We start from the raw sequence: 25681 nt of genomic DNA on the forward strand, positions 1-25681 counted from the left end.
CTTATATAAGATACAAGACGACTGATAGACGTCTTTGGAATTTTATGCTGAAATAGCGCGATGATTCCCGAAGCGCCCACCTTCAGTCCGCTTTACCGCCAGATCAAGGACCTGATGATGCAGGCCCTCGAGGCAGGCGAATGGCGTCCCGGACAGGTGATTCCCAGCGAGCAGGAACTTGCGGCACGATTCAGCGTTTCGCAGGGAACGGTGCGCAAAGCGGTCGACGAAATGGCCTCCGAGAACCTGCTGGTGCGAAAGCAGGGCAAGGGTACCTACGTGGCCTCCCATCACGATCCTCGTGCCTTCTTCCGCTTCCTGCGCCTGGTCCCCATGGGCGGCGACATCACGTCACCCGAGAGTGTGCCACTGGACTGCTGGCGCGCCAAGGCCGGTCAGGAGGCGTCGCGTATGCTGGACATCCGGCCGGGCGACCCGATCATCATCGTGCGACGTCTGTTGAAATTTGCCGGAAAGGTGGTCGTCGTCGATGAAATCTATCTGCCGGGCGGAGTGTTCCAGGGGCTCACGCTCGAAGTCCTGCAGTCCTGGAGCGGATCCCTCTACAGCCTGTTCGAGACCCGCTTCGGCCTGCGCATGATCCGCGCCCAGGAGCGTATCCGCGCCGTAGCGGCCGACCGTTCGGTCGGTGATGTGCTGCACGTCCCCGAGGGGCATCCGCTGCTGTCGGTTGAACGGGTGACCTACACCTACGGTGACAGACCGGTCGAATGGCGTCGCGGCCTTTACCTGACAGACGATCATTACTATCTGAATGAACTGAATTGATGTCGAATCGATGTTTTCGCGCTCGGTTCGGACGCAAAGCGTGTCTATAATTCGCGTTGTTTTTGCAGTTGGGAGAAACGCGGCTGTACCGGCCGCACATCGAGGGGTGTAAAGATATGTCAGAAGCCACAGTGCGAAAGCCGCGGCCGAAGTTCCTGGCGTTGAACGAGATTCGCTTGCCGTTGCCCGGTATCGTCTCGATTCTTCATCGGGTTAGCGGAGCCGGCCTGTTCCTGTTACTGCCGTTCCTGCTGTTCCTGTTCGATCGCAGTCTCGGTTCTCCGGAGACCTTCGAGGTCTACAAGTCGTATGTTTCCAACTGGTTCTTCAAGTTGATCCTGTTCGGCCTGCTGTGGGCCTATCTGCACCATTTCTGCGCGGGTATCCGTTTCCTGTTGCTGGACCTGCATGTCGGCGGCGATCTCGAGGCCGCCCGCAAGAGTTCGCGGATCGTGCTTGCAGTCAGCATTGCGCTGACCCTGATCATTGGAGTGATGCTATGGTAAAGCGTATCGTCGTAGGCGCGCACTATGGGCTGCGTGACTGGATCGGTCAGCGTGCGACCGCGGTCTATATGGCCATCTTCACGGTGATCTTCGCGATCGCCGCGCTCGGCCTGCCGGAAATGAGTCATGCAGCCTGGTCCGGGCTGTTCTCCGGCGGTTTGATGCGTTTTCTCACCTTCCTGTTCTTCCTTGCGCTGTTCTATCACGCGTGGATCGGGGTGCGTGACATATTCATGGACTACATCAAGCCGACCGGCATCCGTCTCGCCTGTCATGCGGTGGTCCTGTTCCTGCTCATCGGCTATGCCGGTTGGGCTGCCCAGATTCTGTGGAGGCTTTGAGCGTGAGTGTAGCCAAGCGTACCTTTGATGCAGTGATCGTCGGCGCGGGGGGTGCGGGTCTGCGCGCCGCGCTGCAACTGGCCGAGTCGGGGATGAAGACCGCCGTGCTCACCAAGGTCTTCCCGACCCGTTCCCACACCGTGGCAGCGCAGGGCGGCGTCGCCGCCTCGCTGGGCAACTCGACCGAAGATAACTGGCACTGGCACATGTACGACACCGTCAAGGGGTCGGACTGGCTCGGCGACCAGGATGCGATCGAGTTCATGTGCCGCAAGGCCAATGAGGTCGTGGTCGAACTGGAACATTACGGCATGCCCTTCGATCGCACGGACAGCGGCAAGATCTATCAGCGCCCGTTCGGCGGCCATTCGCAGAATTATGGACAGTCACCGGTTTCGCGCTCCTGTGCCGCGGCCGACCGGACCGGTCACGCGATGCTGCATGCGCTCTACCAGCGCAACGTGCGCGCGAACACGCAGTTCTTCGTCGAATGGATGGCGCTGGACCTGGTTCGTGACGGTGAAGGCAATGTGCTCGGCGTGACCGCCCTCGAAATGGAGACCGGCGAAGTCACCCTCTTCCATGCCAAGGCGACCGTGTTCGCCACCGGCGGTGCCGGCCGGATCTATCACAGCTCCACGAACGCGTTCATCAATACCGGCGACGGTGTCGGCATGGCTGCGCGCGCCGGCGTGCCGCTGGAAGACATGGAGTTCTGGCAGTTCCACCCGACCGGCGTGGCCGGTGCCGGCGTGCTGATCACCGAGGGCGTGCGCGGCGAAGGCGGCATTCTGCGCAATTCCAGCGGGGAACGCTTCATGGAGCGCTACGCGCCGAACCTCAAGGACCTCGCATCGCGCGACATCGTGTCGCGCGCGATGACCACCGAGATCAACGAGGGACGTGGCTGTGGCCCGGACAAGGATTACGTGCTGCTCGACATCACCCATCTGGCGCCCGAGACCATCATGAAACGCCTGCCGGGCATTCACGAGATCGCGATCCAGTTTGCCGGCGTCGATCCGATCAAGGAGCCGATCCCGGTTGTGCCGACCTGCCACTACCAGATGGGCGGCATTCCGACCAACTACAAGGGACAGGTCGTGGCGCCGAAGGACGGCAACCCGAATGCGCCCGTGGTCGGTTTCTATGCGGCTGGTGAGTGCGCGTGTGCGTCGGTGCATGGTGCGAACCGTCTCGGTACCAACTCGCTGCTCGACCTGCTGGTGTTCGGCAAGTCGGCCGGTGAGACCGTCGTCGAGGACCTGCAGAGCGGCAATCTGAGTCTGCGTCCGCTGCCTGCCGATGCGGCTGACTTCTCGCTGTCCCGAATCGCGCGACTGGAGTCACAGACCGACGGCGAAAGCGTGTTCGACGTGGGTCTGGAGATGCGTCGCACGATGCAGAAACATGCGGGTGTGTTCCGCTTCGACGCGCTGCTGAAGGAAGGCGTGCAGAAGATCTCCGAGGTTGCGGAGCGGGCCAAACGGACCGAGATCAAGGACAAGTCCAAGGTCTGGAATACCGCGCGGGTCGAAGCGCTCGAACTCGACAACCTGATCGAGGTGGCGCGCGCCACTATCGTTTCGGCCGAGGCGCGCAAGGAGTCGCGCGGAGCGCATGTCCGTGACGACGCACCGGATACGGCGGAGTTTCCGAACGGCCGTAACGACAATGAATGGCTCAAGCATACCTTGTGGTACAGCGAGGGCGACCGTCTGGATTACAAACCGGTCAACCTGAACCCGCTGAACGAAGGTACCGAACCGATCGCGCTGGCCAAGCGCACCTACTGATCGTGGGAGATTCATCGACATGACCAAGCGCAGCGTTCAATTCAAAATCTATCGCTACGATCCGGACAAGGACGAGAAGCCATACATGCAGGACATCACCGTCGAGCTGGAGCCTTCCGACAAGAAGCTCCTCGATGTGCTGGTGCGACTGAAGGGTCAGGACGATTCCCTGTCCTTCCGTCGTTCCTGCCGTGAAGGCGTGTGCGGTTCGGACGCGATGAACATCAACGGCAAGAACGGGCTGGCCTGTCTGACGGCGTTGGACGACCTCCCGCAGCCGGTGGTGCTTCGCCCATTGCCGGGGCTGCCCGTCATCCGCGATCTGATCGTGGACATGACCCAGTTCTTCAAGCAGTACCATTCGATCAAGCCCTACCTGGTCAACAACGATCCGGCACCGGAGCGCGAGCGGCTGCAGTCGCCGGAAGATCGCGAGGAACTGAACGGCTTGTACGAGTGCATCCTGTGTGCATGCTGCTCGACCGCCTGCCCGTCGTTCTGGTGGAATCCGGACAAGTTCGTCGGGCCGGCCGGCTTGCTGGCTGCCTATCGGTTCCTGGCCGATACGCGTGACCAGGCGACCACCGAGCGGCTGGACAACCTGGAGGATCCGTATCGGCTGTTCCGCTGCCATTCGATCATGAACTGTGTCGATGTCTGTCCGAAAGGGCTGAACCCGACGCGGGCCATCGGCAAGATCAAGGACATGATGGTGGCGCGGGCGGTATGACGATCGACAGGGGGCGTGTGCGCTGGCAGTGCCGTCGTGCTCTACTCGAGCTCGATCTGGTGTTCACGCGTTTCCTCGAAAGACATTTCGATTCTCTGACCGAGGATCAGTTGGCGGACCTGGACGATCTGCTCGGTGGCGATGACTACGACATCTGGGCCATGGTAAATGGCAGCAAGCCATGCGAAAAGGAACGCTGGAGGGAGATGGTTGCACTGCTGGCCGAGCACTGAGCGCAGGCCGGGACCATTGGAGAGAGAGTTGTTACCACGGAAAAGTAAATAAGGGGTGACCTATGAGTACTGAACGCATCGCAACGCTGACCATCGACGGGAAGTCCGTCGAATTTCCGATCATGGTCGGGACCCATGGAAACGATGTAATCGACATCCGCACCCTGGGGGCAAAAACGGGCCTTTTCACCTACGACTCCGGTTTTCTCTCGACGGCGAGCTGCAAGTCGACGATCGCCTACATCGACGGAGACAAGGGTGAACTGCTGTACCGCGGCTACCCGATCGAACAGCTCGCGGACAAGTGCAACTTCCTGGAAGTCGCTTTTCTGCTGAAGAACGGCGAGCTGCCCAACGCGGAGCAGAAGGTCGCGTTCGAGAACACCATCAAGAACCACACCATGGTGCATGATCAGCTGACCCGCTTCTACAGCGGTTTCCGTCGTGATGCCCACCCGATGGCCATAATGGTCGGTGTGGTCGGCGCGTTGTCTGCCTTCTACCATGACGCGATGGATTTCTCCGATCAGGAACATCGCAACATCTCGATGCACCGGCTGATCGCGAAGCTGCCGACCATCGTCGCTATGGCCTACAAGTACAACACCGGCCAGCCGTTCATGTATCCGCGCAACGATCTGGACTACACCGCCAATTTCATGCACATGATGTTCGGAACCCCTTGCGAGGAGTACAAGCCGAACCCCGTGCTGGTGCGTGCGCTCGACCTGATCTTCACGCTGCACGCGGATCACGAGCAGAACGCGTCGACCTCGACCGTGCGCCTTGCGGGATCCTCGGGTGCCAACCCCTTTGCCTGCATCTCGGCCGGTATCGCGTGCCTGTGGGGCCCGGCGCATGGCGGCGCAAACGAGGCCTGTCTGACCATGCTTGAGCAGATCGGCGACGTGTCGCATGTCGGCGAGTACATCAAGCGTGCCAAGGACAAGAACGACAACTTCAAGCTGATGGGCTTTGGTCACAGGGTCTACAAGAACTTCGACCCGCGCGCCAAGCTGATGGGTAAGGTCTGCGCCGACGTGCTGGGTGAACTGGGTCTCGAGAACGACCGGCTGTTCAAGCTCGCCAAGGAACTGGAGAAGATCGCGCTGGAAGACGAGTACTTCGTCGAGAAGAAGCTCTACCCCAACGTCGACTTCTATTCCGGCATCGTGCAGAAGGCGCTTGGCATCCCGACCTCGATGTTCACCTGCATCTTCGCGCTGGCGCGAACCGTCGGGTGGATCACGCAGTGGGAAGAGATGATCACCGATCCCGAGTACAAGATCGGCCGGCCGCGTCAGTTGTATGTCGGCGCCGCGCGTCGTGACGTGCCGTCGCTGGGCGAGCGCGCATAAGCGTCGATGGACAGAGAGGGGCAACTATCCCGTCCGTAGGAGCCGCGGGATGATCGCGTCGAGCGATCATCCCGCGTTTTGCTTGACGCGTTTCCGGGCAGGCTGGTTTACCGGACAACTCAAAGCTGGAAGTCAGCAGGTGGCACTAACATGATGAAAGAGCAAAGATCCACATCCCTATTGTTCGGCAGTAATGCGCCGTTCGTGGAGGAACTCTACGAGAGCTATCTCGCCGACCCGGGTTCGGTCCCGGATACGTGGCGGGATTATTTCGATTCACTGCAGGCGCAGGCAGGCGCGGCGGTGCGTGACGTCGCTCACAGCCCGGTCATCGAAGCCTTCGCGCAGATGGCCAAACAGGGCAGGGTTCGCACCGTTTCCGCCGGTGAAGACGACAAGCGTCAGGTCAGCACGCTGCAACTGATCAACGCATATCGTTTTCTCGGCAACAGATGGGCCAACCTCGATCCTTTGAAGCGGACCGAGCGCCCCGACATTGCCGAACTTGAGCCATCCTACTACGGTTTCACTGAGACCGACCTGAACAAGAGCTTCAACGTCGGGTCCTTTCATGGCTTCTCGACCGAACACGCGACCTTGCGCGAGATTCTGGAAGCTCTGCGCCAGACCTATTGCGGTTCGATTGGTTCGGAATACATGTACATGTCCGACATCCGGCACAAGCGCTGGATCCAGAGCCGGCTCGAAAGCATTCGTGCCACGCCGCGCTTCTCGGTGGAGATGAAGAAGCGGACCCTGGAACGGGTCACTGCGGCCGAGTCGCTCGAACGCTACCTGCACACCAAGTTCGTCGGCCAGAAGCGGTTCTCGCTCGAAGGCGGCGAGTCGGCGATCGTCGCGATGGACGAAGTGATCCGTGTCGCCGGCAGTCTCGGCGCGCAGGAGATCGTGATCGGCATGGCGCACCGAGGCCGTCTGAACGTGCTGGTGAATACGCTTGGCAAGTCGCCGAGCATGCTGTTCTCCGAGTTCGAGGGCAAGTCGGCCCAGGAACTGTCGTCGGGCGACGTGAAATACCATATGGGTTTCTCCAGCGACGTGATGAGCCCGGGCGGTCCGGTGCATCTGACCCTCTCGTTCAACCCGTCGCACCTCGAGATCATCAACCCGGTGGTCGCGGGTTCCGTCTATGCGCGCCAGGTGCGGCGCGGCGACGAGGCCAAGAAGGAGGTCGTCGGCGTGCTGATTCACGGCGATGCGGCGGTGGCCGGACAGGGCGTGAACCAGGAGATGCTGAACTTCTCCCAGACCCGCGGCTACGGCACCGGCGGCACCGTTCATATCGTGATCAACAACCAGATCGGTTTCACCACGTCCGATCCGAGGGACTATCGTTCTTCGCTTTACTGCACCGACATCTTCAAGATGGTCGAGGCACCGATCTTCCATGTCAACGGTGACGACCCGGAAGCGGTCGCACTGGTGACGGCGCTGGCGGTCGAGTTCCGCAACGAGTTCAAGAAGGACGTCGTCGTCGACATCATCTGCTACCGCAAGCTCGGCCATAACGAGCAGGACGAGCCGATGGTGACCCAGCCACTGATGTACCGCAGCATCGCGAAGCATCCCGGCACGCGCCAGATCTATGCCGATCGTCTGGTCGCCGAGGGTTCCATCGCAGCCGCCGAGCCGGAGAGGATGATCGCCGAGTATCGTGAGCACCTCGATCGTGGCGAACTGCTCTACAACCCGGTGCTGTCGGGACACAGCAGCAAGTACGCGGTCGATTGGTCGCCGTTCCTGAAGCAGCCCTACACGGATGAGGCCGACACGTCGATTCCGATCCAGGAAGCGCGTCGCCTGTCCGAGCGCCTGACGACCCTGCCGGACGATTTCGTGCTGCATTCGCGCGTGAAGAAGATCATCAACGACCGTGCCGCGATGGGCAAGGGCGAACTGCCGCTCGACTGGGGCATGGGTGAAAACCTTGCCTATGCGGCGCTGGTCGCGCAGGGCTATGGTGTGCGTATCTCCGGCGAGGACGTGGGTCGTGGAACCTTCTTCCACCGTCACGCGGTGCTGCACGACCAGCGGCGCGAGAAATGGGACCACGGCATCTACCTGCCGCTGAAGCACATCCAGGAAGGTCAGGGTGAGTTCCACCTGTACGACTCGGTGTTGTCCGAAGAGGCGGTGCTGGCCTTCGAATACGGCTATGCAACGGCGGAACCGAATCAGCTCGTCGTATGGGAAGCGCAGTTCGGTGACTTCGTCAACGGCGCACAGGTCGTTCTCGACCAGTTCATCAGCTCGGGCGAGGCCAAGTGGGGTCGCGTGTGCGGGCTCACGTTGATGCTGCCGCACGGCTTCGAAGGGCAGGGGCCCGAACACTCTTCGGCGCGTCTGGAGCGCATCATCAACAACGCCGCCGAGTTCAATTGGCAGGTCTGCATCCCGACCACGCCGGCGCAGATCTTCCATCTGCTGCGCCGTCAGATGATCCGCAAGGTCCGCAAGCCCCTCGTGATCATCACGCCGAAGTCGCTGCTGCGTCACAAGGAAGCGATCAGTTCGCTCGAAGACCTTGCCCATGGTCGCTTCCAGACCGTCATCCCGGAATACGAGTCGCTCGATCCCAAGAAGGTCAAGCGCGTCGTGCTGTGCCAGGGCAAGATCTACTACGAGTTGCTCGCCTACCGGCGCGAACAGGGGATCACCAACACGGCGCTGGTGCGCCTCGAGCAACTGTATCCATTTCCGGTCGACACCTTCGCGGCCGCGATGGACCAGTTCCCGAACGCGAAGGAAGTGGTGTGGTGTCAGGAAGAGCCGCGCAACCAGGGTGCCTGGTACTGGCTCGCGTCGCGCCAACACCTGATGAACGTGCTCGGTTCCAAGCGCAAGCTGTTGCTGGTCAGCCGGCCTGCCGCAGCGGCACCCGCGGTCGGTTACTACGCAAAGCACAACCAGCAGCAGAAAGAGATCATCGAAAACGCATTCGGTCCGATCCAGGACTGATCCAATCAAGAAAATCTGGATACACGGGGAGAGAATTCCATGCTGATTGAAGTAAAAGTGCCGCAATTGTCCGAGTCTGTGTCCGAAGCCACGCTGGTTTCCTGGCACAAGCAGGAAGGCGACGCGGTCTCGCGCGACGAGAACCTGATCGACATCGAGACCGACAAGGTCGTGCTCGAGACACCGGCCCCGGCCGATGGCGTGCTGGTCAAGATCATCAAGGCCGATGGAGACACGGTGACGTCGGGCGAACTGATCGCGCAGATCGATACCGAAGCCAAGGCCGCGGCCGGTGACGCGAAACCGGCCGAGCCGGTTCCGGCGGTCAAGGCACCGCCGGCCGCCGCTCCGTCGGCTGCCGCGGGCAGTGCCAGTCCGGCCGCCCGCAAGATCCTGGAAGAGAAGGGCGTGGCTGCGTCGGACGTGGCAGGCAGCGGTCGCGGCGGTCGTGTCACGAAGGAAGATGCGGTCGCGGCCTCCGCCCCGGCCAAGGCTGCTGCGGCGCCGGCCGTGGTCGTCAGCGGCGATCGGCCCGAGGAGCGTGTGCCGATGACGCGTCTGCGTGCGCGCATCGCCGAGCGTCTGCTCCAGTCCAAGAACGAGAATGCGATCCTGACGACCTTCAACGAGGTCAACATGGGTCCGATCATGGCGTTGCGCAAGCAGTATGGCGACAAGTTCGAGAAGGCTCATGGCGTGCGTCTGGGTTTCATGGGCTTCTTCGTCAAGGCTGCAGTCGCCGCGCTGAAGAAATTCCCGATCATCAACGCCTCGGTCGACGGGAACGACATCGTGTATCACGGCTACATAGACATCGGCATCGCGGTCGGGTCGCCGCGCGGTCTGGTGGTGCCGATCATTCGCGACGCCGATCAGATGTCGATTGCGGACATCGAGAAGAAGATCGCGGAGTTCGGCGCCAAGGCCAAGGACGGCAAGCTGTCCATGGAAGAACTCACCGGCGGTACCTTCTCGATCTCGAATGGCGGGGTGTTCGGTTCCATGTTGTCGACCCCGATCATCAATCCGCCGCAATCCGCGATCCTCGGCATCCATGCCACCAAGGACCGCCCGGTGGTCGAAAATGGTCAGATCGTGATCCGCCCGATCAACTATCTCGCGATGTCCTATGATCACCGCATCATCGATGGCCGCGAAGCCGTGCTGGGCCTGGTCACGATGAAAGAAGCGCTGGAAGATCCGGCTCGCCTGATTCTCGACGTTTGATGGAGAAATCAATGTCCAAAGAATTCGACGTTCTCGTCGTCGGTGGTGGCCCCGGCGGCTACATCGCGGCGATCCGCGCGGCGCAGCTCGGTTTCAAGACCGCCTGCTGCGAGTCCAATCCATACGCCGACCCCAAGGGTGAGCCCCGTCTCGGCGGGACCTGTCTCAATGTCGGCTGCATCCCGTCCAAGGCCTTGCTGCATACCTCGCACATGTTCGAGGAGGCCGGTCATGCCTTCCCGGATCAGGGCATCACGGTCGGCACACCCAAGATCGATGTCACGAAGATGTTGGGGCGCAAGAACAACATCGTCGACCAGCTCACCGGTGGCATCAAGGGCTTGTTCAAGAAGAACAAGGTCACGCTGATCAATGGCCATGGCAGCTTCGTCGGTCAGAAGGGCGAGGGCTGGGAAGTCAAGGTCGGCGACGAAACCGTGGTCGCCAGGCAGGTCGTCATCGCGACCGGTTCGAAGGCGCGTCACCTGCCGGGCATTCCGGTCGATAACAAGATCGTGTGCGACAACGTCGGGGCCCTCGACCTCGAGGCGGTGCCCAAGAAGCTGGCAGTGATCGGAGCCGGCGTGATCGGTCTGGAGATGGGTTCGGTCTGGCGGCGTCTTGGCGCGGAAGTCACCGTGCTTGAGGCCTTGCCGCAGTTTCTGGCAGCGTGCGACAAGGACGTGGCCAAGGAGGCGCTCAAAATCTTCACCAATCAGGGCCTGGACATCAAGCTCGGGGTGAAGATCGACGAAGTCAAGGCGACGAAGAAGAACGTGTCGATCACCTATACCGACAAGGACGGCGCGGCGCAAAAGCTCGATGCGGATCGGCTGATCGTGTCGGTCGGCCGTATTCCGAACACCGACGGCCTGAACGCGGATGCTGTGGGACTGAAGGTGACCGACCGCGGCATGATCGAGGTCGACGACCACTGCAGAACCAACCTGCCGGGCGTGTGGGCGGTGGGCGACGTCGTCCGGGGCCCGATGCTGGCGCACAAGGCCATGGAAGAGGGCGTGATGGTAGCCGAAGTCATGGCGGGTCAGGCTGGCCACTGCGATTTCAACACGGTGCCATGGGTGATCTACACCAGTCCCGAAATCGCATGGGTCGGCAAGTCCGAGCAGCAGCTCAAGGACGAAGGCGTCGACTTTCGTGCCGGAAAGATCCCGTTTGCGTTCAATGGACGCGCGATGGGCATGGCCGCGCCCGAGGGTTTCGTGAAGATGCTTTCGGATGCCAAGACGGATCGGATCCTCGGGGTGCATATCGTCGGTGCGAACGCGTCGGAGATGATCGCCGAGGCGGTGGTCGCGATGGAATTCGCCGGCAGCAGCGAGGATCTGGCGCGGATCTGCCATGCGCATCCGACCATGTCCGAAGTGGTGCACGAGTCGGGTCTGGCCGTGCTCAAGCGTCCGTTGCACGCCTGATTCGTCCTGTAGTGTCAGGAGGGGTGAGTGACGCGGGCCGACTCGCGCCTCACCCCTTTTTCGATTCCGGCCTGCAGGACGCGGTGACGTCCTGCAATGAGTCTGTAAATCGGTGCGGGGATGCCGTACGATCCGCGTGTTTCGATCCAGTCCTGGTTACGCTGCTGACAGAAGATGCCTCATCGAGTTCTCAACGTCGCCGAGCACGGCATGATCGACGCCTACGAAGCGCAGCTCAAGACGCGCGGGTTCAAGTCCGATCCAGCCCAGCGGGCCGCTGCGCAACGGCTGCAGAACCTGTATACCGACCTGCTCGGGTTCAAGGCAGCGCGTCGCGGCACGCTGCGAAAGCTGTTCACGCGGCCGCAGGTGCCGCGCAGCCTGTACTTCTGGGGCGGCGTGGGCCGGGGCAAGAGTTTCCTGATGGACTGCTTCTTCGACGCGATTCCGTATGTGCGAAAGCGTCGCGTGCATTTCCATGCGTTCATGCAGGAGGTGCATAACGAACTGAGGCTGCTCAAGAACGAGCCCGATCCTCTGCAGAAGGTGGCGGACAAGATCGCGCAGCATACGCGTCTGTTGTGCTTCGACGAGTTTCATGTATCCGACATCGCGGATGCGATGATCCTCGGCCGGCTGCTCGAGGCACTGCTGCAGCGTAACGTGATCTTCGTCATGACATCGAACTACCCGCCGGACGGACTGTACCCGAACGGGCTGCAGCGAATCAATTTCATTCCTACGATCGAACTGATGAAGCGCCGCTTCGATGTCGTCGAGATCGACCATGGCACCGACTATCGCCTGCGTACGCTGGAACAGATCGAGATCTATCTGATCCCGGCCGACGACGTGGCGGCGCGAAAGATGCGCGAGGATTTCCGGCGACTGTCGGCGACCGAACTGGTCGCCGGAACGGTCGAGATACTCGGTCGCTCCCTGCCAGTGGTAGGCCACGCGCCGGGGGTCATCTGGTTCGGTTTCGAGACATTGTGCGGTGGGCCGCGCTCGCAGAACGACTACCTGGAGATCGCGCGGGAACATCACACCGTGCTGCTGTCCGGCGTGCCGAAGATGTCGGCCGGAAACGCGTCCGAGGCCAGACGCTTCACGTGGCTCATCGATGTACTGTACGACCATCGGGTCAAGCTGATCATGAGTGCTGACGTCGAGGCCTACGATCTCTACACCGAGGGGCACAACGCGAACGAGTTCGCGCGCACGGTGAGCCGCCTGATGGAGATGCGCAGTCGCGATTATCTCGCCGAGGCACACCGGGTCGAATGATCGGCGCCCCGGGTTCATGACGACCGTCGAGCAGGCGTTCTCCATCGATGGGCCGCTTGCGCAGGCGATTCCGGGCTTTCGGCCGCGTGCGCAGCAGCTCGACATGGCGGTGCGGATCTCGGACGCGCTCGCGGGCAATCGGGTGCTGGTGGTCGAGGCCGGCACCGGCACGGGCAAGACTTATGCGTACCTGGTACCGGCGCTGCTGGCCGGCGGCAAGGTCATCGTCTCGACCGGGACCCGTACCCTGCAGGATCAGCTGTTCAATCGGGATCTGCCCACGGTCCGGGCGGCGCTCAAGGTGCCGGCATCGATCGCGCTGCTGAAGGGGCGAGCCAATTATGTGTGTCCTTATCATCTTGCGCGCAATGCGCGGGACGGGCGTTTCCAGAGTGCCCAGGATGCGGCCGACCTGCGCGCGATCGGTCGCTTCGCACTGAGTACGTCCACCGGTGACAAGGCCGAATGCGCCGGCGTCCGGGAGGACTCCCCGGCCTGGATCGCGGCGACCTCGACGCGGGACAACTGTCTGGGTCAGGAATGCCCGAACGTCAAGGAATGCTTCGTCCTGGCCGCACGCCGCAGCGCGATGGACGCCGACGTGGTCGTGGTCAATCATCATCTGTTCTTCGCCGACGTGATGTTGCGTGACGAGGGCCTGGGTGAATTGCTGCCCGCGTGCAACGCGGTGATCTTCGACGAGGCCCACCAGTTGCCCGAGACCGCGAGCCTGTTTTTCGGCGAGAGCGTGTCCACCGCCCAGTTGCTCGAACTCGCGCGCGACACGCGTGCCGAGACGCTGGCCGGTGCCGCAGACTGTCGTGCTCTGATCGATGCGACCCGTGCGCTCGAGAAGGGCGTGCGGGACCTGCGCCTGGCCTTCCCGGTCGAGCCGGGAAAGATGTCGCTCGCGCAGGTCGCGGACAGACCCGGGTTCACGCCTGCGCTCGACGCGCTGGAGGTGGAGCTGACCAGGTTCGCCGCGGTGCTGGACACACAGGCCGAACGGTCGGAGGGTCTGGCCAACTGTCTGCGGCGGTGTGCGGAGATCGTCGAGCGGCTGCACCGCTGGCGCGTACCCGGTCCGGACGCGTTCATCCGCTGGGTCGAGGTTTACGCGCAGTCGGTCACGTTGAACGCCACGCCGCTGCATGTCGCGGGCGTGTTCCAGCGTCAGCTGCAGGCGCAGCCGAGGGCATGGGTGTTCACGTCGGCGACGCTCGCGGTTGGAAGCGACTTCCGGCATTACTGCGACGAACTCGGTCTGTCCGGACTCGATCCGCAGGCCGAGACGGCGGTGTGGGGCAGTCCGTTCGACTATGCGATGCAAGCCTTGCTCTACGCACCTCAGCACATGCCGGATCCAAACCATCCGGATTATCTGGACGCGGTCGCGCGCATCACGTTGCCCCTGCTGATCGCCTCACGTGGGCGCGCGTTCGTGCTGTGCACGTCGCTGCGGGCGATGCGTCGGCTCCATGCGCTGGTCTGCGATGGATTGGTCGCGGCGGGCGAACACCTGCCGGTTCTGTTGCAAGGTGAGGGCTCGCGTACCGAGCTGCTCAAGCGGTTCAGAACGCTCGGCAACGCGGTGCTGGTGGCGAGCCAGAGTTTCTGGGAAGGCGTGGATGTGCCGGGTGACGCATTGTCACTGGTGGTCATCGACAAGCTGCCGTTCGCGCCGCCCGATGATCCGGTGCTCGCCGCACGGGTCGAGCACCTGCAGCGTACCGGACACAATCCTTTCATGCATTATCAGTTGCCGCGCGCCGTGATCAGCATGAAGCAGGGTGCAGGCCGATTGATCCGCAGCGAGCTCGACCGCGGCGTGTTGTGCGTGTGCGACCCGCGCATGATCGCCAAGCCCTATGGCAAGGTCGTGTGGCGCAGCCTGCCGCCGATGCGCAGGACGCGCGAGGAGGCGGACGCGGTCGCGTTCCTGCGTGAGTTGTGAGTGACCGCCGACGCGGCGCTCATGCTGTATCCTTTGACATTTGAACCCTGACAGCAGCGTCACATGATCGTTTTCGGCATCGCAGGCTGGTCGGGCGCGGGCAAGACCACGCTGATCGAAAAACTGATTCCCCGCTTTACCGGCCGAGGCCTGAGTGTCTCGGTCATCAAGCATGCCCACCACGGTTTCGATCTCGACAGGCCGGGCAAGGATTCGTTTCGGCATCGCGAGGCGGGTGCGAGTCAGGTGCTGATGCTGTCGTCGCAGCGCTGGGTGCTTATGCATGAGTTGCGCGACGAGGCGGAGCCGGATCTGGACCGTCAGCTGGCGCTGCTCGGGCCTTGCGACATCGTGCTGATCGAAGGTTTCAAGGCCTCACCGGTTCCCAAGGTCGAGGTCCATCGGGTCGCGAACGGCAAGCCGCCCCTGTGGTCCGAGAACCCGAACGTGGTGGCGGTCGCGAGCGCGGACCCGATCGATTGTCCCGTGCCGGTTCTGCCGCTCGATGACGCAGAGCGGATCGCGAGCTTCATCCTCGAATACCGCACTTAGTTGCAACTCAGGACACTGGATCTTCATGAATACCGAGATGCTCTCCTTCGAAGCTGCGTTGGCCGCCTTGCTCGAAAAGGTGCGGCCTGTTCGCGAGATCGCGATGTGCGACACGATGGTCGCGGTCGGCCGGGTGTTGGCCAGCGATCTGCGGTCTCCGATATCGGTGCCGGCCCTGGACACGTCGTCCATGGATGGCTATGCACTGCGGGCCGAGGACGTACCGGCGCCTGGTTGCCGGCTTCCGGTCCGACAGCGCATTCCGGCTGGCAGTGTCGGCCATGCGCACGACGCCGGAACCGCGGCACGCATCTTCACCGGCGCCCCGTTGCCGGCCGGTGCGGACGCGGTGGTGATGCAGGAGCTGTGCGAGTCGCAGGGCGAGGACGTGATCGTGAATCATGTGCCCAGGCCGGGCGAGACCGTGCGTCGCGCCGGCAGCGAGATCGAGGCCAATGCGGTGTTGCTGTCGGCTGGCGTGCGGCTGCGTCCGCAGGAACTCGGTCTGGCCGCGTCGGTGGGCGTCGCGCAGTTGCCCGTGTTGCGCCGGGTCCGGGTCGCGCTGTTCTCCACCGGCAGCGAACTGGTCATGCCGGGTGAGCCGTTGCCGCCCGGCGCGGTGTACAACTCCAACCGTTTTCAGTTGCGTGCGCTGCTCGAGCAACTCGGCTGCGACGTGACCGACCTGGGCATCGTGCCGGATCGGCTGGATGCGACGCGCACCGCGTTGCGCACGGCGGCCGAGGGACACGACCTGATCGTCACCAGTGGCGGCGTTTCGGTCGGCGAAGAGGACCATGTCAAACCCGCGGTCGAGGCCGAGGGTGTGCTCGAGATCTGGAAGATCGCGATGAAGCCCGGGAAACCGCTCGCATACGGACGGGTCGGGGCAGCCGCCTTCATCGGCCTGCCGGGCAATCCGGTGTCCAGTTTCGTCACGTTCCTGATGATGGTCAGACCCTTCATCCTCGCGACCCAGGGCCTGACATCGGTCGCGCCGCAGGCGCTGATGCTCAGAGCCGATTTCGATTGGCCGCGTCCCGACAGGCGCCGGGAATTCCTGCGTGGTCGGCGCAACGGGCAGGGCGGCGTCGAGTTGTTCGGGCACCAGGGGCCCGCAGCGCTGTCTTCAATCGTATGGGCCGACGGGTTGGTGGATGTGCCCCCCGCTACGCCGGTGAGCGCCGGCGAAACGGTACGTTTCATTCCCTACGTCGAACTGATGTGATGAGATCATGACGGTCAAGATTCTTTATTTTGCAGCACTTCGTGACACGCTCGGCCGCGCGGACGAGTCGATCGTGTTGCCTCCCGGGGTCAGCACGGTGGGCGAGTTGCAGGCCTTTCTGGCCGATCGCGGCGACGCCTGGTCGGCGCTGGCGTCGCGACGCAATGTCAGGGCGGCGGTGAATCACCGCATGGTTTTGGCTGGTGATTCGGTCACGCCGGGTGACGAAATCGCATTCTTCCCACCGGTCACCGGAGGTTGAACGATGTCGGTGAGTGTTCAGCAGCAGGATTTCGACATCGGCGCAGAGACCATCGCCTTGTCGTCCGGTCACCCGGGAGTCGGTGCGGTGGCCACCTTCACCGGAGTGGTGCGATGCGCCAACGACGGGGCGGCGGTTTCGGCGATGACGCTGGAGCATTATCCGGGCATGACCGAGAAGGCGCTCGAAGACATCGTGGTCGAAGCGCGCTCGCGCTGGTCGCTCGAACAGGTCAGGGTCATCCATCGGATCGGGCGGCTCGAGCCGGGGGAGCGTATCGTGTTCGTCGGCGTGTCGAGCGCACATCGTGGCGAGGCTTTTGCCGCATGTGAGTTCATCATGGATTACCTGAAGACGCGCGCACCGTTCTGGAAGCTCGAAGACACGCCCGACGGCTCGCGCTGGGTCGAGGCGCGCGCGAGCGACGATGGCGCAGCCGATCGCTGGGACGACGAGGGCGTGCGCCGCTGACCCGTGAAATGAAGAACGGCGCCGAAGCGCCGTTCTGGATCCCGCGACCGGTCCCGCTTATTTCCTGCCCTTGGGCCCGCCGCTGTTCGACGTGAGCTGATTGAACATCTGAAAGGCCTCGGTCGAGGCACGCGTCATCTGTTCGAAGGCGCTCCGGGTGGTGTCCATCGCCGTCTGGATCGCGGTCATCGCGTTCTGATCGGTGATCGGCATGCCCTGAAACATCTTCTGCATCGCTTCGAACACATCCTGCCCGCCGCTCGACAGCTGCTGACCGACCAGCTTGCCGACCTCGGTCTGCGTGCGGCTGGTGAGTTCGGCCATCTCCCGCGCGCAAGCAAGCATCTTCTCGGTCGAGGACTGTGCGAACTGGGTACGCAATTCGAGGATCGCCTTGGGATCCTTGGCAGCGCTGAGCGCCTTGGCGTTATTCACGCCTTCCTCGAACAGACTCTTCGCGGTCGCGACCTGCAACTCCATGATGCGCTGGGAATTCTCGATCGACATCTGCGCAAGCCGCATCGCCGCCTCGAGATTCTTCTTCTGAAGTTCGTTGAACTGCTCCGGTTTCATCGTTGCCATCGGTTTCCCCTCTCTCAAACGGGTTCGGACTTCGAGTGAGGCGTTCCAGACCGGCCGTCTTGACCCGAATGCGACGGCTTGACCGTTCGACCGATTGTCGTGCGACTGCCTCGCCTTCAACATAGCACAAGCCCATGCTCTTTTGTCCGGTTTGGAACCGATCGAATGCACAGCGCGTGCTCCACACCGGGACCGACCTCGCCCGCCATCTAAGGCGGTGACCGCAGGGTTTGCCTGACAGCTGTTGACATTGACCGCGATGACCCCATCTGCGATGCAGTTCAGCTTACTCAAAGGAAGGCCCCATGCGCTTCGACAAACTCACGACACGCTTCCAGCAGACCTTCGCCGATGCACAGAGCATCGCGGTCGGTCACGACAACCAGTTCATCGAACCGCAGCATCTGCTTGCGGCGATGCTCGACCAGGATGACGGCGGCACGGTGTCGCTGCTGCAGCGCGCCGGCGTGAACGTGCCGCCGGTCAGATCCGCGCTGAAGGCGGCGATCGAGCGTCTGCCCAAGGTGCAAGGGCATGGTGGCGAGGTCCAGGTCGGTCGCGACCTGAGCAATCTGCTCAATCTGACCGACAAGGAAGCCCAGAAGCGGGGCGATCAGTTCATCGCCAGCGAACTGTTTCTGCTCGCGTTGGCCGACGACAAGGGCGAGACCGGTCGTCTGCTGCGCGAGCACGGGCTGACCCGTCGCGCGCTCGAGGCCGCGATCGACGCGGTCCGGGGTGGCCAGAACGTGGGCAGCCAGGAGGCGGAAGGGCAGCGCGAGTCGCTGAAGAAGTATTGCCTGGATCTGACCGAGCGCGCACGCGCGGGCAAGCTCGATCCGGTCATCGGACGGGATGACGAGATCCGCCGTGCGATCCAGATTCTGCAGCGTCGCACCAAGAACAACCCGGTGCTGATCGGAGAGCCCGGCGTGGGCAAGACCGCGATCGTCGAGGGTCTGGCCCAGCGCATCGTCAATGGCGAGGTGCCCGAGACGCTCAAGGGCAAGAAGGTGCTGTCGCTCGACATGGCGTCACTGCTCGCCGGGGCCAAGTACCGCGGCGAATTCGAGGAACGGCTCAAGGCCGTGCTGAAGGAGATCGCGCAGGAAGAAGGGCAGATCATCGTATTCATCGACGAGCTGCATACGATGGTCGGTGCGGGCAAGGCAGAAGGTGCGATCGATGCTGGCAACATGCTCAAACCGGCGCTGGCGCGCGGCGAGTTGCATTGTATCGGTGCGACCACGCTGGACGAATATCGCAAGTACATCGAAAAGGACGCCGCGCTGGAGCGCCGTTTCCAGAAGGTGCTGATCGATGAGCCGAGTGTCGAATCGACGATCGCGATCCTGCGCGGGCTGCAGGAGAAGTACGAGATCCACCATGGCGTGGAGATCACCGATCCGGCCATCGTGGCCGCGGCCGAGCTGTCGCATCGCTACATCACCGACCGCTTCCTGCCGGACAAGGCAATCGACCTGATCGATGAAGCCGCGGCGCGCATCAAGATGGAGATCGATTCCAAGCCGGAGGTCATGGACAAGCTCGACCGTCGCATGATCCAGCTCAAGATCGAGCGCGAGGCGGTCAAGAAGGAAAAGGACGAGGCCTCGCAGAAGCGACTGCAGCTGATCGAGGAGGAACTGGCGAAGCTCGCCCGCGAGTACAACGATCTGGAGGAAATCTGGAAGGCCGAAAAGGCCAAGGTCGAAGGTTCGGCCCACATCAAGGAAGAGATCGATCGATTGCGCGCCCAGATGGCCGAGATGCAGCGCAAGGGCCAGTACGACAAGCTGGCCGAACTGCAGTATGGCCGTTTGCCGCAACTCGAGGCGCAGCTGAAGGCGGCCGAGCAGGTCGGCGACGACGCTCAGCCGAACAAGCTGTTGCGCACCCAGGTCGGCGCCGAGGAAATCGCCGAGGTCGTGTCGCGCGCGACCGGCATTCCGGTGTCGAAGATGATGCAGGGCGAGCGCGAGAAACTGTTGAAGATGGAGCAGCGCCTGCACAATCGCGTGGTCGGTCAGGACGAGGCGGTGCGGCTGGTGTCCGATGCGATCCGCCGTTCGCGGGCCGGCCTGTCGGATGAGAACCGTCCGTACGGCTCGTTCCTGTTCCTCGGGCCGACCGGGGTCGGCAAGACCGAGTTGTGCAAGGCGCTCGCGGAGTTCCTGTTCGATTCGGAGGAGCATCTGATCCGTATCGACATGAGCGAATTCATGGAGAAACACTCGGTCGCACGCCTGATCGGCGCGCCTCCGGGCTATGTCGGTTACGAGGAGGGCGGCTATCTGACCGAGCAGGTGCGGCGCAAGCCCTACAGCGTGATTTTGTTCGACGAGGTCGAGAAGGCGCATCCGGACGTGTTCAACGTGCTGCTGCAGGTGCTCGACGACGGCCGCATGACCGACGGGCAGGGACGCACGGTGGACTTCAAGAACACCGTGATCGTGATGACCTCCAACCTCGGCAGCCAGATGATCCAGCAGATGGCGGGCGACGACTATGGCGTGATCAAGCTCGCGGTGATGGCCGAGGTGAAGAGCTTCTTCCGGCCCGAGTTCATCAACCGGATCGACGAACTGGTCGTGTTCCATGCGCTCGATCAGAAGCACATCGCCGGCATCGCGCGCATCCAGCTCAAGTATCTGGAACAGCGTCTGGCGCGGCTGGAGATGACGCTGGACGTGGATGAGGAAGCGCTCGCCGAGCTCGCCGAGGCGGGCTTCGATCCGGTGTTCGGAGCGCGTCCGCTCAAGCGCGCGATCCAGGAGCGGATCGAGAATCCGCTGGCGACCGCGATCCTGGAAGGTCAGTTTGGCGCGAAGGACAGGATCCGGGCCGAGGTGCGCAACCGCAAGTTCGTGTTCACCAAGGTCACCACAGGCTGACCCATCCCCCTCCTGGCCTCCCCCTTGAAGGGGGAGGAAATCGGACGGGGCGATGCGGTCAGACGGTCGAGCCGGGCGGTAAGCGCTGCTCGAAGTCCGCGACCGAAAGCGGTCGGGAGAACAGATAACCTTGCATGATCCGGCAGCCGCGCGCTTCCAGATAAGCTCGTTGAGCCTCGGTTTCGACGCCTTCGGCGACGACTTCGATGCCCAGATCCCGCGCCATCGACAGAGCCGCCGAAGCGATCGCGGCGTCCTCCCCGACCGGGATGAAGCGGTCCGGCATCTTGCCTGCGACCGTCGCCGCGTCGTCGGCGCGATTCAGGCGGGGCAGCAGCGCGGCGGTCACGTCCTGCACGGTGCCGCGTGACGCGCGGTGCGATGGGCATCGCGCGATTATAGGATGACGTTCTCGTGATTCGGGCGAAGGCCCTTTGCTGTCCGCGGAAAAGATCCTGGATCGGGTGCGGGGGATGACGGCTGGGCTTGCAAGCTGCGGTTGGCCAGCGCGACGACTCAATGCGATAATGCGCGGCTACGCGTCGGCAACACGGCAAGCGCGTCCACTGGCAGGCTTTTACGGAAGACAAGATGTTCGAGGCAGTCCGCAAAAACAAGCGCATTTCGCAGGTGATTCTCGCGATCATCATCGTGCCCTTCGCCTTCTTCGGCATGGACGCATACTTTTCCGAATCGCCAGGCGGCGGAGAGGTGGCCTCGGTCGGCGGCTCGAAGATCACCGTCGTCGATTTCGACCGCGCTCTGCGCGAGCAGCAGGACAGGCTGCGCGAGGCGACCGGGGGCCAGTTCGATCGGGCCCTGTTCGAATCGGAGGCCTTTCGCCGGTCCGTGCTGAACGGTCTGATCAACCAGCGCCTGCTGTCGATGCATGCGATCGACAATCGCATGGTGGTGACCTCGTCGCAGTTGCAGGAGACGATCCTGTCCTTGCCTGCGTTTCAGGAGGACGGCCGCTTCTCGCTCGAGCGCTACGAGCGCGCGCTACGTGCGCAGGGCATGTCTCCGGCCATGTTCGAGGCGAGCCTGGCACAGGACATGCGCGTGCAACAGATCGCGCAGGCCGTCGGCGAGACCGCGTTCACCGGGAGTGCGCCGGTCCGGCGCTTCGTCCAGGCTCAGCTCGAGGAGCGCGAGATCCGTGACATCCCGATTCCCGTGCAGCGCTTCATCACCGAAGCGCGCCTGGAAGACGGCGCAGCGCGGGCCTTCTACGAGGCCAATCCCGCCCAGTTCGAACGCGCACCGCGCCTGCGTGCGGAGTACCTGGTGCTCGACGAAGCGGCCGTGCGCGCAGGGCTGAGCATTCCGGACGAGCAGATCGAGCAGTTCTATGCGGCGAACCAGGATCAGTTCGGCATGCCGGAAGAGAGAAGGGCACGGCACATCCTGATCCAGGTGGGTGCCGACGCGACCGCTGCGGAAGTCGAGCAGGCGCGCGCGCGCGCCGAGGCCATCGTAGCGAAACTGCGTGACGATCCAGCCCGGTTCGAGGCACTGGCCCGGTCCGAGTCGCAGGATCCGGGCTCGGCGGCGGTCGGCGGCGATCTCGGTTTCTTCGGCCGGGGCATGATGGTCGCGCCTTTCGAAGATACGGTGTTCGGTCAGCAGGTCGGGGAGATCAGCAATCCGGTGCGCACCGACTTCGGTTTCCACATCATCGAGGTCACCGCGATCAATCCGGACACGATTCGCCCGTTGGCCGAAGTGCGTGAGGAGATCGTCGCCGAGCTCGTCCGCCAGGAGGTGGCGCGCCAGTTCGGTCTGCTGGCCGAGCAGTTTGCAAACACGGTGTATGAGCAGCCGGACAGCCTGCAGCCCGCGGCCGAGTTGATGGGCCTCGAGATCCGTGCGACCGACTGGATCGATCGTGACAGCGGCAGCGTCGGCGGCTTTCGCGACGAGCGACTGCTGAACGCGCTGTTCTCGGCAGACGCGCACGAGGGACGCGAGAATATCGAGGCGATCGAAGTCGATCGCGGCACCCTGTTATCGGCTCGGGTCGTCGAGTACGAGGACGCGCAGCGTCTTGCTTTCGAGGAAGTGCGCGAGACCATCGAGGAGCAGCTTCGTGCGCAGGAGGCGGCACGACTGACGCGCGAACACGGAGAGGCGCTTCTCGCGCGCGTGAGCGCCGGCGAGGCGCCTGACGAAGAATGGAGCACGATTCGTCGCGTCCAACGCGCCAATCCGACGCTGCCGGGTGTCGCGATGCAGGCCGTTTTCGGCGTGGCGGCGGATGCGCTGCCCGCGCACGTGGGCGTCGCGATGCCCGACGGCGGCTACGCGCTATACAGGGTGGAGTCGGTCGATCGACCCGAACTGGCCGACGACGATGCGCGTCTTGCGCCGATGGTTGGACAGTACGAGCGCCTGATGGCTCAGAAGGACTTCAACGCCTTCCTCGCGTCACTGCGCGATCGCTACCCGGTCGAGATCCGCGCCACGGCGTTGCGCACCGAGTAAGGCCTGACAGGTTCGAGGCCCGCGCAATCTCGGGCCCCGTGGCGCTCAACCCTGTTCCGGGTTGCCCAGGGCGGTGGTGTTGAAACCGCAATCGACGTACATGATTTCGCCGGTCACGCCACTGGCGAGATCCGAGCACAGGAATGCGGCGACATTGCCGACTTCCTCGATCGTGACGTTGCGCCGCAGCGGCGCGTTGTGTTCGTTGAACGATAGCAGCTTGCCGAAGCTGCCGATGCCGGACGCCGCCACGGTCTTGATCGGACCGGCCGAGATCGCATTGACGCGCGTGCCTTCCGGCCCCAGGCACACCGCGAGGTAGCGGACCGAGGCTTCCAGGCTGGCCTTGGCCAGACCCATGATGTTGTAATTGGGCATGGTGCGCACCGCGCCCAGATAGGACAGCGTCAGCAATGTACCGTTGCGCCCCTTGAGCAGCGGCCGGGCTGCCTTGGCCATCAGCGGAAAGCTGGCTGCGCTGATCTCCTGCGAGATGCGGAAGGCCTCACGCGAAAATCCGTCGAGGAAATCGCCTTCGAGCGCATCGGTGGGTGCATAGGCGATCGAGTGGACCAGGCCATCGAGCCCGTCCCAGGCTTGGCCGAGCTGCGAAAACAGCGACTCGATCTGCTCGTCGTCCTGCACATCGCAAGCGAATATGAGCGTACTGTCGAACTTGGCCGCCATCTTGGCGACACGGTCCTTGAAACGCTCGTTCTGGTAGGTAAACGCGAGTTCCGCGCCTTCACGATGCATCGCCTTGGCGATGCCGAAGGAGATCGACCGGTTGCTCAACAGACCGGTGACCAGGATGCGTTTTCCTGCAAGCATGCCCATATCGATATTGCTCCATCCTTTCGGTCGCCGGATTATAGCCGAAGCATTCCCGGCCGTTCATCGGCACGGAGCGGGCGCCGACCCTGCCGCTGCAGCGGCGTCCACCCGTTCTCGAACCAAACGTCTGCGGGCCCGTCTGAAGACGGGTCTGCCAAGCCTTCCTTCAAGAGTCCCGATGACACCCTTTCGCTTCGACAATCGCTTCGTCCGCGAGCTGCCCGCCGACCCCCACGATTCGCCGCAGGTGCGCCAGGTCCACGGCGCATGCTATTCGCGGGTGATGCCGACGCCGGTGCGGAAACCTCGACTGCTGGCGTGGTCGCGCGAGGTCGCCGCGTCACTCGACCTGACCGAGCAGGATGTGATGACGCCCGCGTTTGCCGAGCTGTTCGCCGGAAACGCACTCGCCCCCGGCATGGAGCCCTATGCCGCCTGCTATGGAGGACATCAGTTCGGCCGGTGGGCGGGGCAACTCGGGGACGGGCGCGCGATCACGCTGGGTGAAGCGATCAACGGCCGTGGCGAACGCCTCGAACTGCAGCTCAAGGGTGCGGGGCCGACGCCGTATTCGCGTCGAGCGGACGGGCGGGCGGTGCTGCGCTCGTCGATCCGGGAGTTTCTGTGCAGCGAGGCGATGCATCATCTGGGGGTCCCGACCACGCGCGCGTTATCCGTCGTGACGACCGGCGAAGGGGTCCTGCGCGACATGTTCTACGATGGCAATCCGCGCCTGGAACCGGGTGCGGTCGTGTGTCGGGTGGCGCCGTCCTTCATCCGCTTCGGCAACTTCGAGATTTTCGCGTCGCGCGGCGAGACCGGATTGCTGGAGCGGCTGGTGGACTTCACGATAGCACGCGATTTTCCGGATATCGTCGGCGGCCTGGAATCAAGGCGCGCGGACTGGTTTCGTACCGTGTGCGAGCGTACCGCGACACTGGTTGCGCACTGGATGCGGGTGGGTTTCGTGCATGGCGTGATGAACACCGACAACATGTCGATTCTCGGCCTGACCATAGACTACGGGCCTTACGGCTGGATCGACGACTTCGATCTGGACTGGACGCCGAATACCACCGATGCCGGCGGACGTCGCTACCGCTTCGGACATCAGGCCAGAGTCGCGCACTGGAATCTGCTGCAACTCGCCAATGCGCTCTATTCATCGTTCGACGCGACCGAACCCCTGCAGGCCGGTCTCGACCGCTTCGTGTCCGCGTACGACGATGCCAGTCGCCGCATGAATGCCGACAAGCTCGGTCTGATCGGGTTCGACGACGAGGATGCCGTAGCGGTCGAACGGCTGCACCGGCTGATGGCCCAGGCCGAACTGGACATGACGATCTTCTTTCGAGCGCTGGCCACGCTGGACCTCGACGCTCCGTCGGTCGGGCACTTTCGTGACGCGTGCTACTCCGAGGCCCGGATGGTCGAGCATCGCGAGGCGCTGGACGACTGGCTCAGGCAATATGCGCTGCGCGTGCGCCGGGATGGCCGGCCGGGTCCGGTGCGCAGGGCGGCGATGAATGCGGTCAATCCCCGCTTCGTGCTGCGCAACTACCTGGCGCAGCAGGCGATTGATGCCGCGGAGGAGGGGGATGACGGGCCGGTGGCCGAGTTGCTCGACGTGATGCGCCAGCCCTACGACGAACAGCCCGGTCGGGAGCTGTACGCCGCAAAGCGCCCGGACTGGGCGCGCAACCGGGCCGGCTGTTCGATGCTGTCTTGCAGTTCCTGA

Annotated in this window: 22 protein-coding genes; 19 read left to right on the forward strand and 3 right to left on the reverse strand. The window is 63.1% G+C overall.

Features of this window, described 5'->3' with window-relative positions; translation table 11 throughout:
* Positions 1-60 precede the first annotated feature (60 nt).
* The 16 genes from ACKVEX_RS07305 to moaE all read left to right on the forward strand — a co-directional run bounded on the left by ACKVEX_RS07305 (position 61) and on the right by moaE (position 17149).
* On the forward strand, positions 61-789 hold the full coding sequence (locus ACKVEX_RS07305; RefSeq protein ID WP_473215044.1) for a GntR family transcriptional regulator: 729 nt from the start codon (positions 61-63) through the stop codon (positions 787-789).
* A 116-nt stretch (positions 790-905) separates the two neighbouring features.
* Positions 906-1295 carry a succinate dehydrogenase, cytochrome b556 subunit gene (gene sdhC / locus ACKVEX_RS07310; RefSeq protein WP_473215045.1) on the forward strand — a complete coding sequence of 130 codons (390 nt, stop codon included), beginning with the start codon at positions 906-908 and terminating at the stop codon, positions 1293-1295.
* Positions 1289-1636 carry a succinate dehydrogenase, hydrophobic membrane anchor protein gene (sdhD, locus tag ACKVEX_RS07315; protein WP_473215046.1) on the forward strand — a complete coding sequence of 116 codons (348 nt, stop codon included), beginning with the start codon at positions 1289-1291 and terminating at the stop codon, positions 1634-1636. The genes sdhC and sdhD overlap by 7 nt, the downstream gene beginning before the upstream one ends.
* A 2-nt stretch (positions 1637-1638) precedes the next feature.
* The gene (gene sdhA / locus ACKVEX_RS07320; protein WP_473215047.1) at positions 1639-3432 is read left to right on the forward strand and encodes a succinate dehydrogenase flavoprotein subunit; all 1794 of its coding nucleotides are present in this window, start codon (positions 1639-1641) and stop codon (positions 3430-3432) included.
* A 19-nt stretch (positions 3433-3451) separates the two neighbouring features.
* Positions 3452-4162 (forward strand): succinate dehydrogenase iron-sulfur subunit, encoded by a 711-nt coding sequence (locus ACKVEX_RS07325; protein WP_473215048.1) that lies wholly within the window; start codon positions 3452-3454, stop codon positions 4160-4162.
* On the forward strand, positions 4159-4395 hold the full coding sequence (locus ACKVEX_RS07330; protein ID WP_473215049.1) for an FAD assembly factor SdhE: 237 nt from the start codon (positions 4159-4161) through the stop codon (positions 4393-4395). The genes ACKVEX_RS07325 and ACKVEX_RS07330 overlap by 4 nt, the downstream gene beginning before the upstream one ends.
* Before the next feature lie 62 nt (positions 4396-4457).
* Positions 4458-5753 carry a citrate synthase gene (gene gltA / locus ACKVEX_RS07335; protein ID WP_473215050.1) on the forward strand — a complete coding sequence of 432 codons (1296 nt, stop codon included), beginning with the start codon at positions 4458-4460 and terminating at the stop codon, positions 5751-5753.
* A gap of 150 nt (positions 5754-5903) precedes the next feature.
* Positions 5904-8732, forward strand: a complete 2829-nt coding sequence (locus tag ACKVEX_RS07340) for a 2-oxoglutarate dehydrogenase E1 component (protein WP_473215051.1) — start codon at positions 5904-5906, stop codon at positions 8730-8732.
* A gap of 39 nt (positions 8733-8771) precedes the next feature.
* On the forward strand, positions 8772-9959 hold the full coding sequence (gene odhB / locus ACKVEX_RS07345) for a 2-oxoglutarate dehydrogenase complex dihydrolipoyllysine-residue succinyltransferase (RefSeq protein ID WP_473215052.1): 1188 nt from the start codon (positions 8772-8774) through the stop codon (positions 9957-9959).
* Positions 9960-9970: 11 nt separating this feature from the next.
* A complete protein-coding gene (gene lpdA, locus ACKVEX_RS07350) occupies positions 9971-11395 on the forward strand; it encodes a dihydrolipoyl dehydrogenase (RefSeq protein ID WP_473215053.1) in 1425 nt (474 codons plus the stop codon).
* Between the two features lie 174 nt (positions 11396-11569).
* Positions 11570-12682, forward strand: coding sequence for a cell division protein ZapE (gene zapE, locus ACKVEX_RS07355; RefSeq protein ID WP_473215054.1), 1113 nt, complete (start codon positions 11570-11572; stop codon positions 12680-12682).
* A gap of 16 nt (positions 12683-12698) precedes the next feature.
* Positions 12699-14636 (forward strand): ATP-dependent DNA helicase, encoded by a 1938-nt coding sequence (locus tag ACKVEX_RS07360; protein ID WP_473215055.1) that lies wholly within the window; start codon positions 12699-12701, stop codon positions 14634-14636.
* 63 nt (positions 14637-14699) lie between these two features.
* Positions 14700-15188, forward strand: a complete 489-nt coding sequence (mobB, locus tag ACKVEX_RS07365; protein ID WP_473215056.1) for a molybdopterin-guanine dinucleotide biosynthesis protein B — start codon at positions 14700-14702, stop codon at positions 15186-15188.
* Between the two features lie 25 nt (positions 15189-15213).
* Positions 15214-16416, forward strand: coding sequence for a molybdopterin molybdotransferase MoeA (locus tag ACKVEX_RS07370; protein WP_473215057.1), 1203 nt, complete (start codon positions 15214-15216; stop codon positions 16414-16416).
* Between the two features lie 7 nt (positions 16417-16423).
* On the forward strand, positions 16424-16678 hold the full coding sequence (gene moaD, locus ACKVEX_RS07375; RefSeq protein WP_473215058.1) for a molybdopterin converting factor subunit 1: 255 nt from the start codon (positions 16424-16426) through the stop codon (positions 16676-16678).
* A gap of 3 nt (positions 16679-16681) precedes the next feature.
* Complete coding sequence (gene moaE / locus ACKVEX_RS07380; protein WP_473215059.1) at positions 16682-17149, forward strand: molybdopterin synthase catalytic subunit MoaE; 468 nt, start codon at positions 16682-16684, stop codon at positions 17147-17149.
* 57 nt (positions 17150-17206) lie between these two features.
* Here moaE and ACKVEX_RS07385 read toward each other — a convergent pair whose 3' ends face one another.
* A complete protein-coding gene (locus tag ACKVEX_RS07385) occupies positions 17207-17731 on the reverse strand; it encodes a phasin family protein (RefSeq protein ID WP_473215060.1) in 525 nt (174 codons plus the stop codon).
* 305 nt (positions 17732-18036) lie between these two features.
* On the opposite strand from ACKVEX_RS07385, the gene clpB reads away from it, so the two are divergent.
* Positions 18037-20625: an ATP-dependent chaperone ClpB gene (gene clpB, locus ACKVEX_RS07390; protein WP_473215061.1), complete on the forward strand. Its 2589-nt coding sequence runs from the start codon at positions 18037-18039 to the stop codon at positions 20623-20625.
* Positions 20626-20683: 58 nt separating this feature from the next.
* Here clpB and ACKVEX_RS07395 read toward each other — a convergent pair whose 3' ends face one another.
* Positions 20684-20983 (reverse strand): EAL domain-containing protein, encoded by a 300-nt coding sequence (locus tag ACKVEX_RS07395; RefSeq protein WP_473215062.1) that lies wholly within the window; start codon positions 20981-20983, stop codon positions 20684-20686.
* Positions 20984-21216: 233 nt separating this feature from the next.
* On the opposite strand from ACKVEX_RS07395, the gene ACKVEX_RS07400 reads away from it, so the two are divergent.
* Entirely contained in the window at positions 21217-23109 is a 1893-nt protein-coding gene (locus ACKVEX_RS07400; RefSeq protein WP_473215063.1) for a SurA N-terminal domain-containing protein, read from the forward strand.
* Between the two features lie 45 nt (positions 23110-23154).
* Here ACKVEX_RS07400 and ACKVEX_RS07405 read toward each other — a convergent pair whose 3' ends face one another.
* Positions 23155-23946 (reverse strand): enoyl-ACP reductase FabI, encoded by a 792-nt coding sequence (locus ACKVEX_RS07405; protein ID WP_473215064.1) that lies wholly within the window; start codon positions 23944-23946, stop codon positions 23155-23157.
* A gap of 175 nt (positions 23947-24121) precedes the next feature.
* Between ACKVEX_RS07405 and ACKVEX_RS07410 the strand changes: the two genes are divergently transcribed.
* Positions 24122-25681, forward strand: a complete 1560-nt coding sequence (locus tag ACKVEX_RS07410; RefSeq protein WP_473215065.1) for a protein adenylyltransferase SelO — start codon at positions 24122-24124, stop codon at positions 25679-25681.

The sequence above is a fragment of the Denitraticella aggregata genome (genome assembly GCF_048158365.1).
Lineage (GTDB): Bacteria > Pseudomonadota > Gammaproteobacteria > Burkholderiales > Rhodocyclaceae > Azoarcus_F.

Bases quoted from the DNA above. Each gene is read 5' to 3' on its own strand.
- ACKVEX_RS07400 (WP_473215063.1), top strand. From the start codon at position 21,217: ATGTTCGAGGCAGTCCGCAAAAACAAGCGCATTTCGCAGGTGATTCTC.
- gltA (WP_473215050.1), top strand. From the start codon at position 4,458: ATGAGTACTGAACGCATCGCAACGCTGACCATCGACGGGAAGTCCGTC.
- ACKVEX_RS07340 (WP_473215051.1), top strand. From the start codon at position 5,904: ATGATGAAAGAGCAAAGATCCACATCCCTATTGTTCGGCAGTAATGCG.
- ACKVEX_RS07405 (WP_473215064.1), bottom strand. From the start codon at position 23,946: ATGGGCATGCTTGCAGGAAAACGCATCCTGGTCACCGGTCTGTTGAGC.
- zapE (WP_473215054.1), top strand. From the start codon at position 11,570: ATGCCTCATCGAGTTCTCAACGTCGCCGAGCACGGCATGATCGACGCC.
- clpB (WP_473215061.1), top strand. From the start codon at position 18,037: ATGCGCTTCGACAAACTCACGACACGCTTCCAGCAGACCTTCGCCGAT.
- ACKVEX_RS07385 (WP_473215060.1), bottom strand. From the start codon at position 17,731: ATGGCAACGATGAAACCGGAGCAGTTCAACGAACTTCAGAAGAAGAAT.
- ACKVEX_RS07325 (WP_473215048.1), top strand. From the start codon at position 3,452: ATGACCAAGCGCAGCGTTCAATTCAAAATCTATCGCTACGATCCGGAC.
- ACKVEX_RS07305 (WP_473215044.1), top strand. From the start codon at position 61: ATGATTCCCGAAGCGCCCACCTTCAGTCCGCTTTACCGCCAGATCAAG.
- ACKVEX_RS07370 (WP_473215057.1), top strand. From the start codon at position 15,214: ATGAATACCGAGATGCTCTCCTTCGAAGCTGCGTTGGCCGCCTTGCTC.
- ACKVEX_RS07330 (WP_473215049.1), top strand. From the start codon at position 4,159: ATGACGATCGACAGGGGGCGTGTGCGCTGGCAGTGCCGTCGTGCTCTA.
- ACKVEX_RS07410 (WP_473215065.1), top strand. From the start codon at position 24,122: ATGACACCCTTTCGCTTCGACAATCGCTTCGTCCGCGAGCTGCCCGCC.
- moaE (WP_473215059.1), top strand. From the start codon at position 16,682: ATGTCGGTGAGTGTTCAGCAGCAGGATTTCGACATCGGCGCAGAGACC.
- moaD (WP_473215058.1), top strand. From the start codon at position 16,424: ATGACGGTCAAGATTCTTTATTTTGCAGCACTTCGTGACACGCTCGGC.
- sdhC (WP_473215045.1), top strand. From the start codon at position 906: ATGTCAGAAGCCACAGTGCGAAAGCCGCGGCCGAAGTTCCTGGCGTTG.
- ACKVEX_RS07360 (WP_473215055.1), top strand. From the start codon at position 12,699: ATGACGACCGTCGAGCAGGCGTTCTCCATCGATGGGCCGCTTGCGCAG.
- lpdA (WP_473215053.1), top strand. From the start codon at position 9,971: ATGTCCAAAGAATTCGACGTTCTCGTCGTCGGTGGTGGCCCCGGCGGC.
- mobB (WP_473215056.1), top strand. From the start codon at position 14,700: ATGATCGTTTTCGGCATCGCAGGCTGGTCGGGCGCGGGCAAGACCACG.
- sdhD (WP_473215046.1), top strand. From the start codon at position 1,289: ATGGTAAAGCGTATCGTCGTAGGCGCGCACTATGGGCTGCGTGACTGG.
- odhB (WP_473215052.1), top strand. From the start codon at position 8,772: ATGCTGATTGAAGTAAAAGTGCCGCAATTGTCCGAGTCTGTGTCCGAA.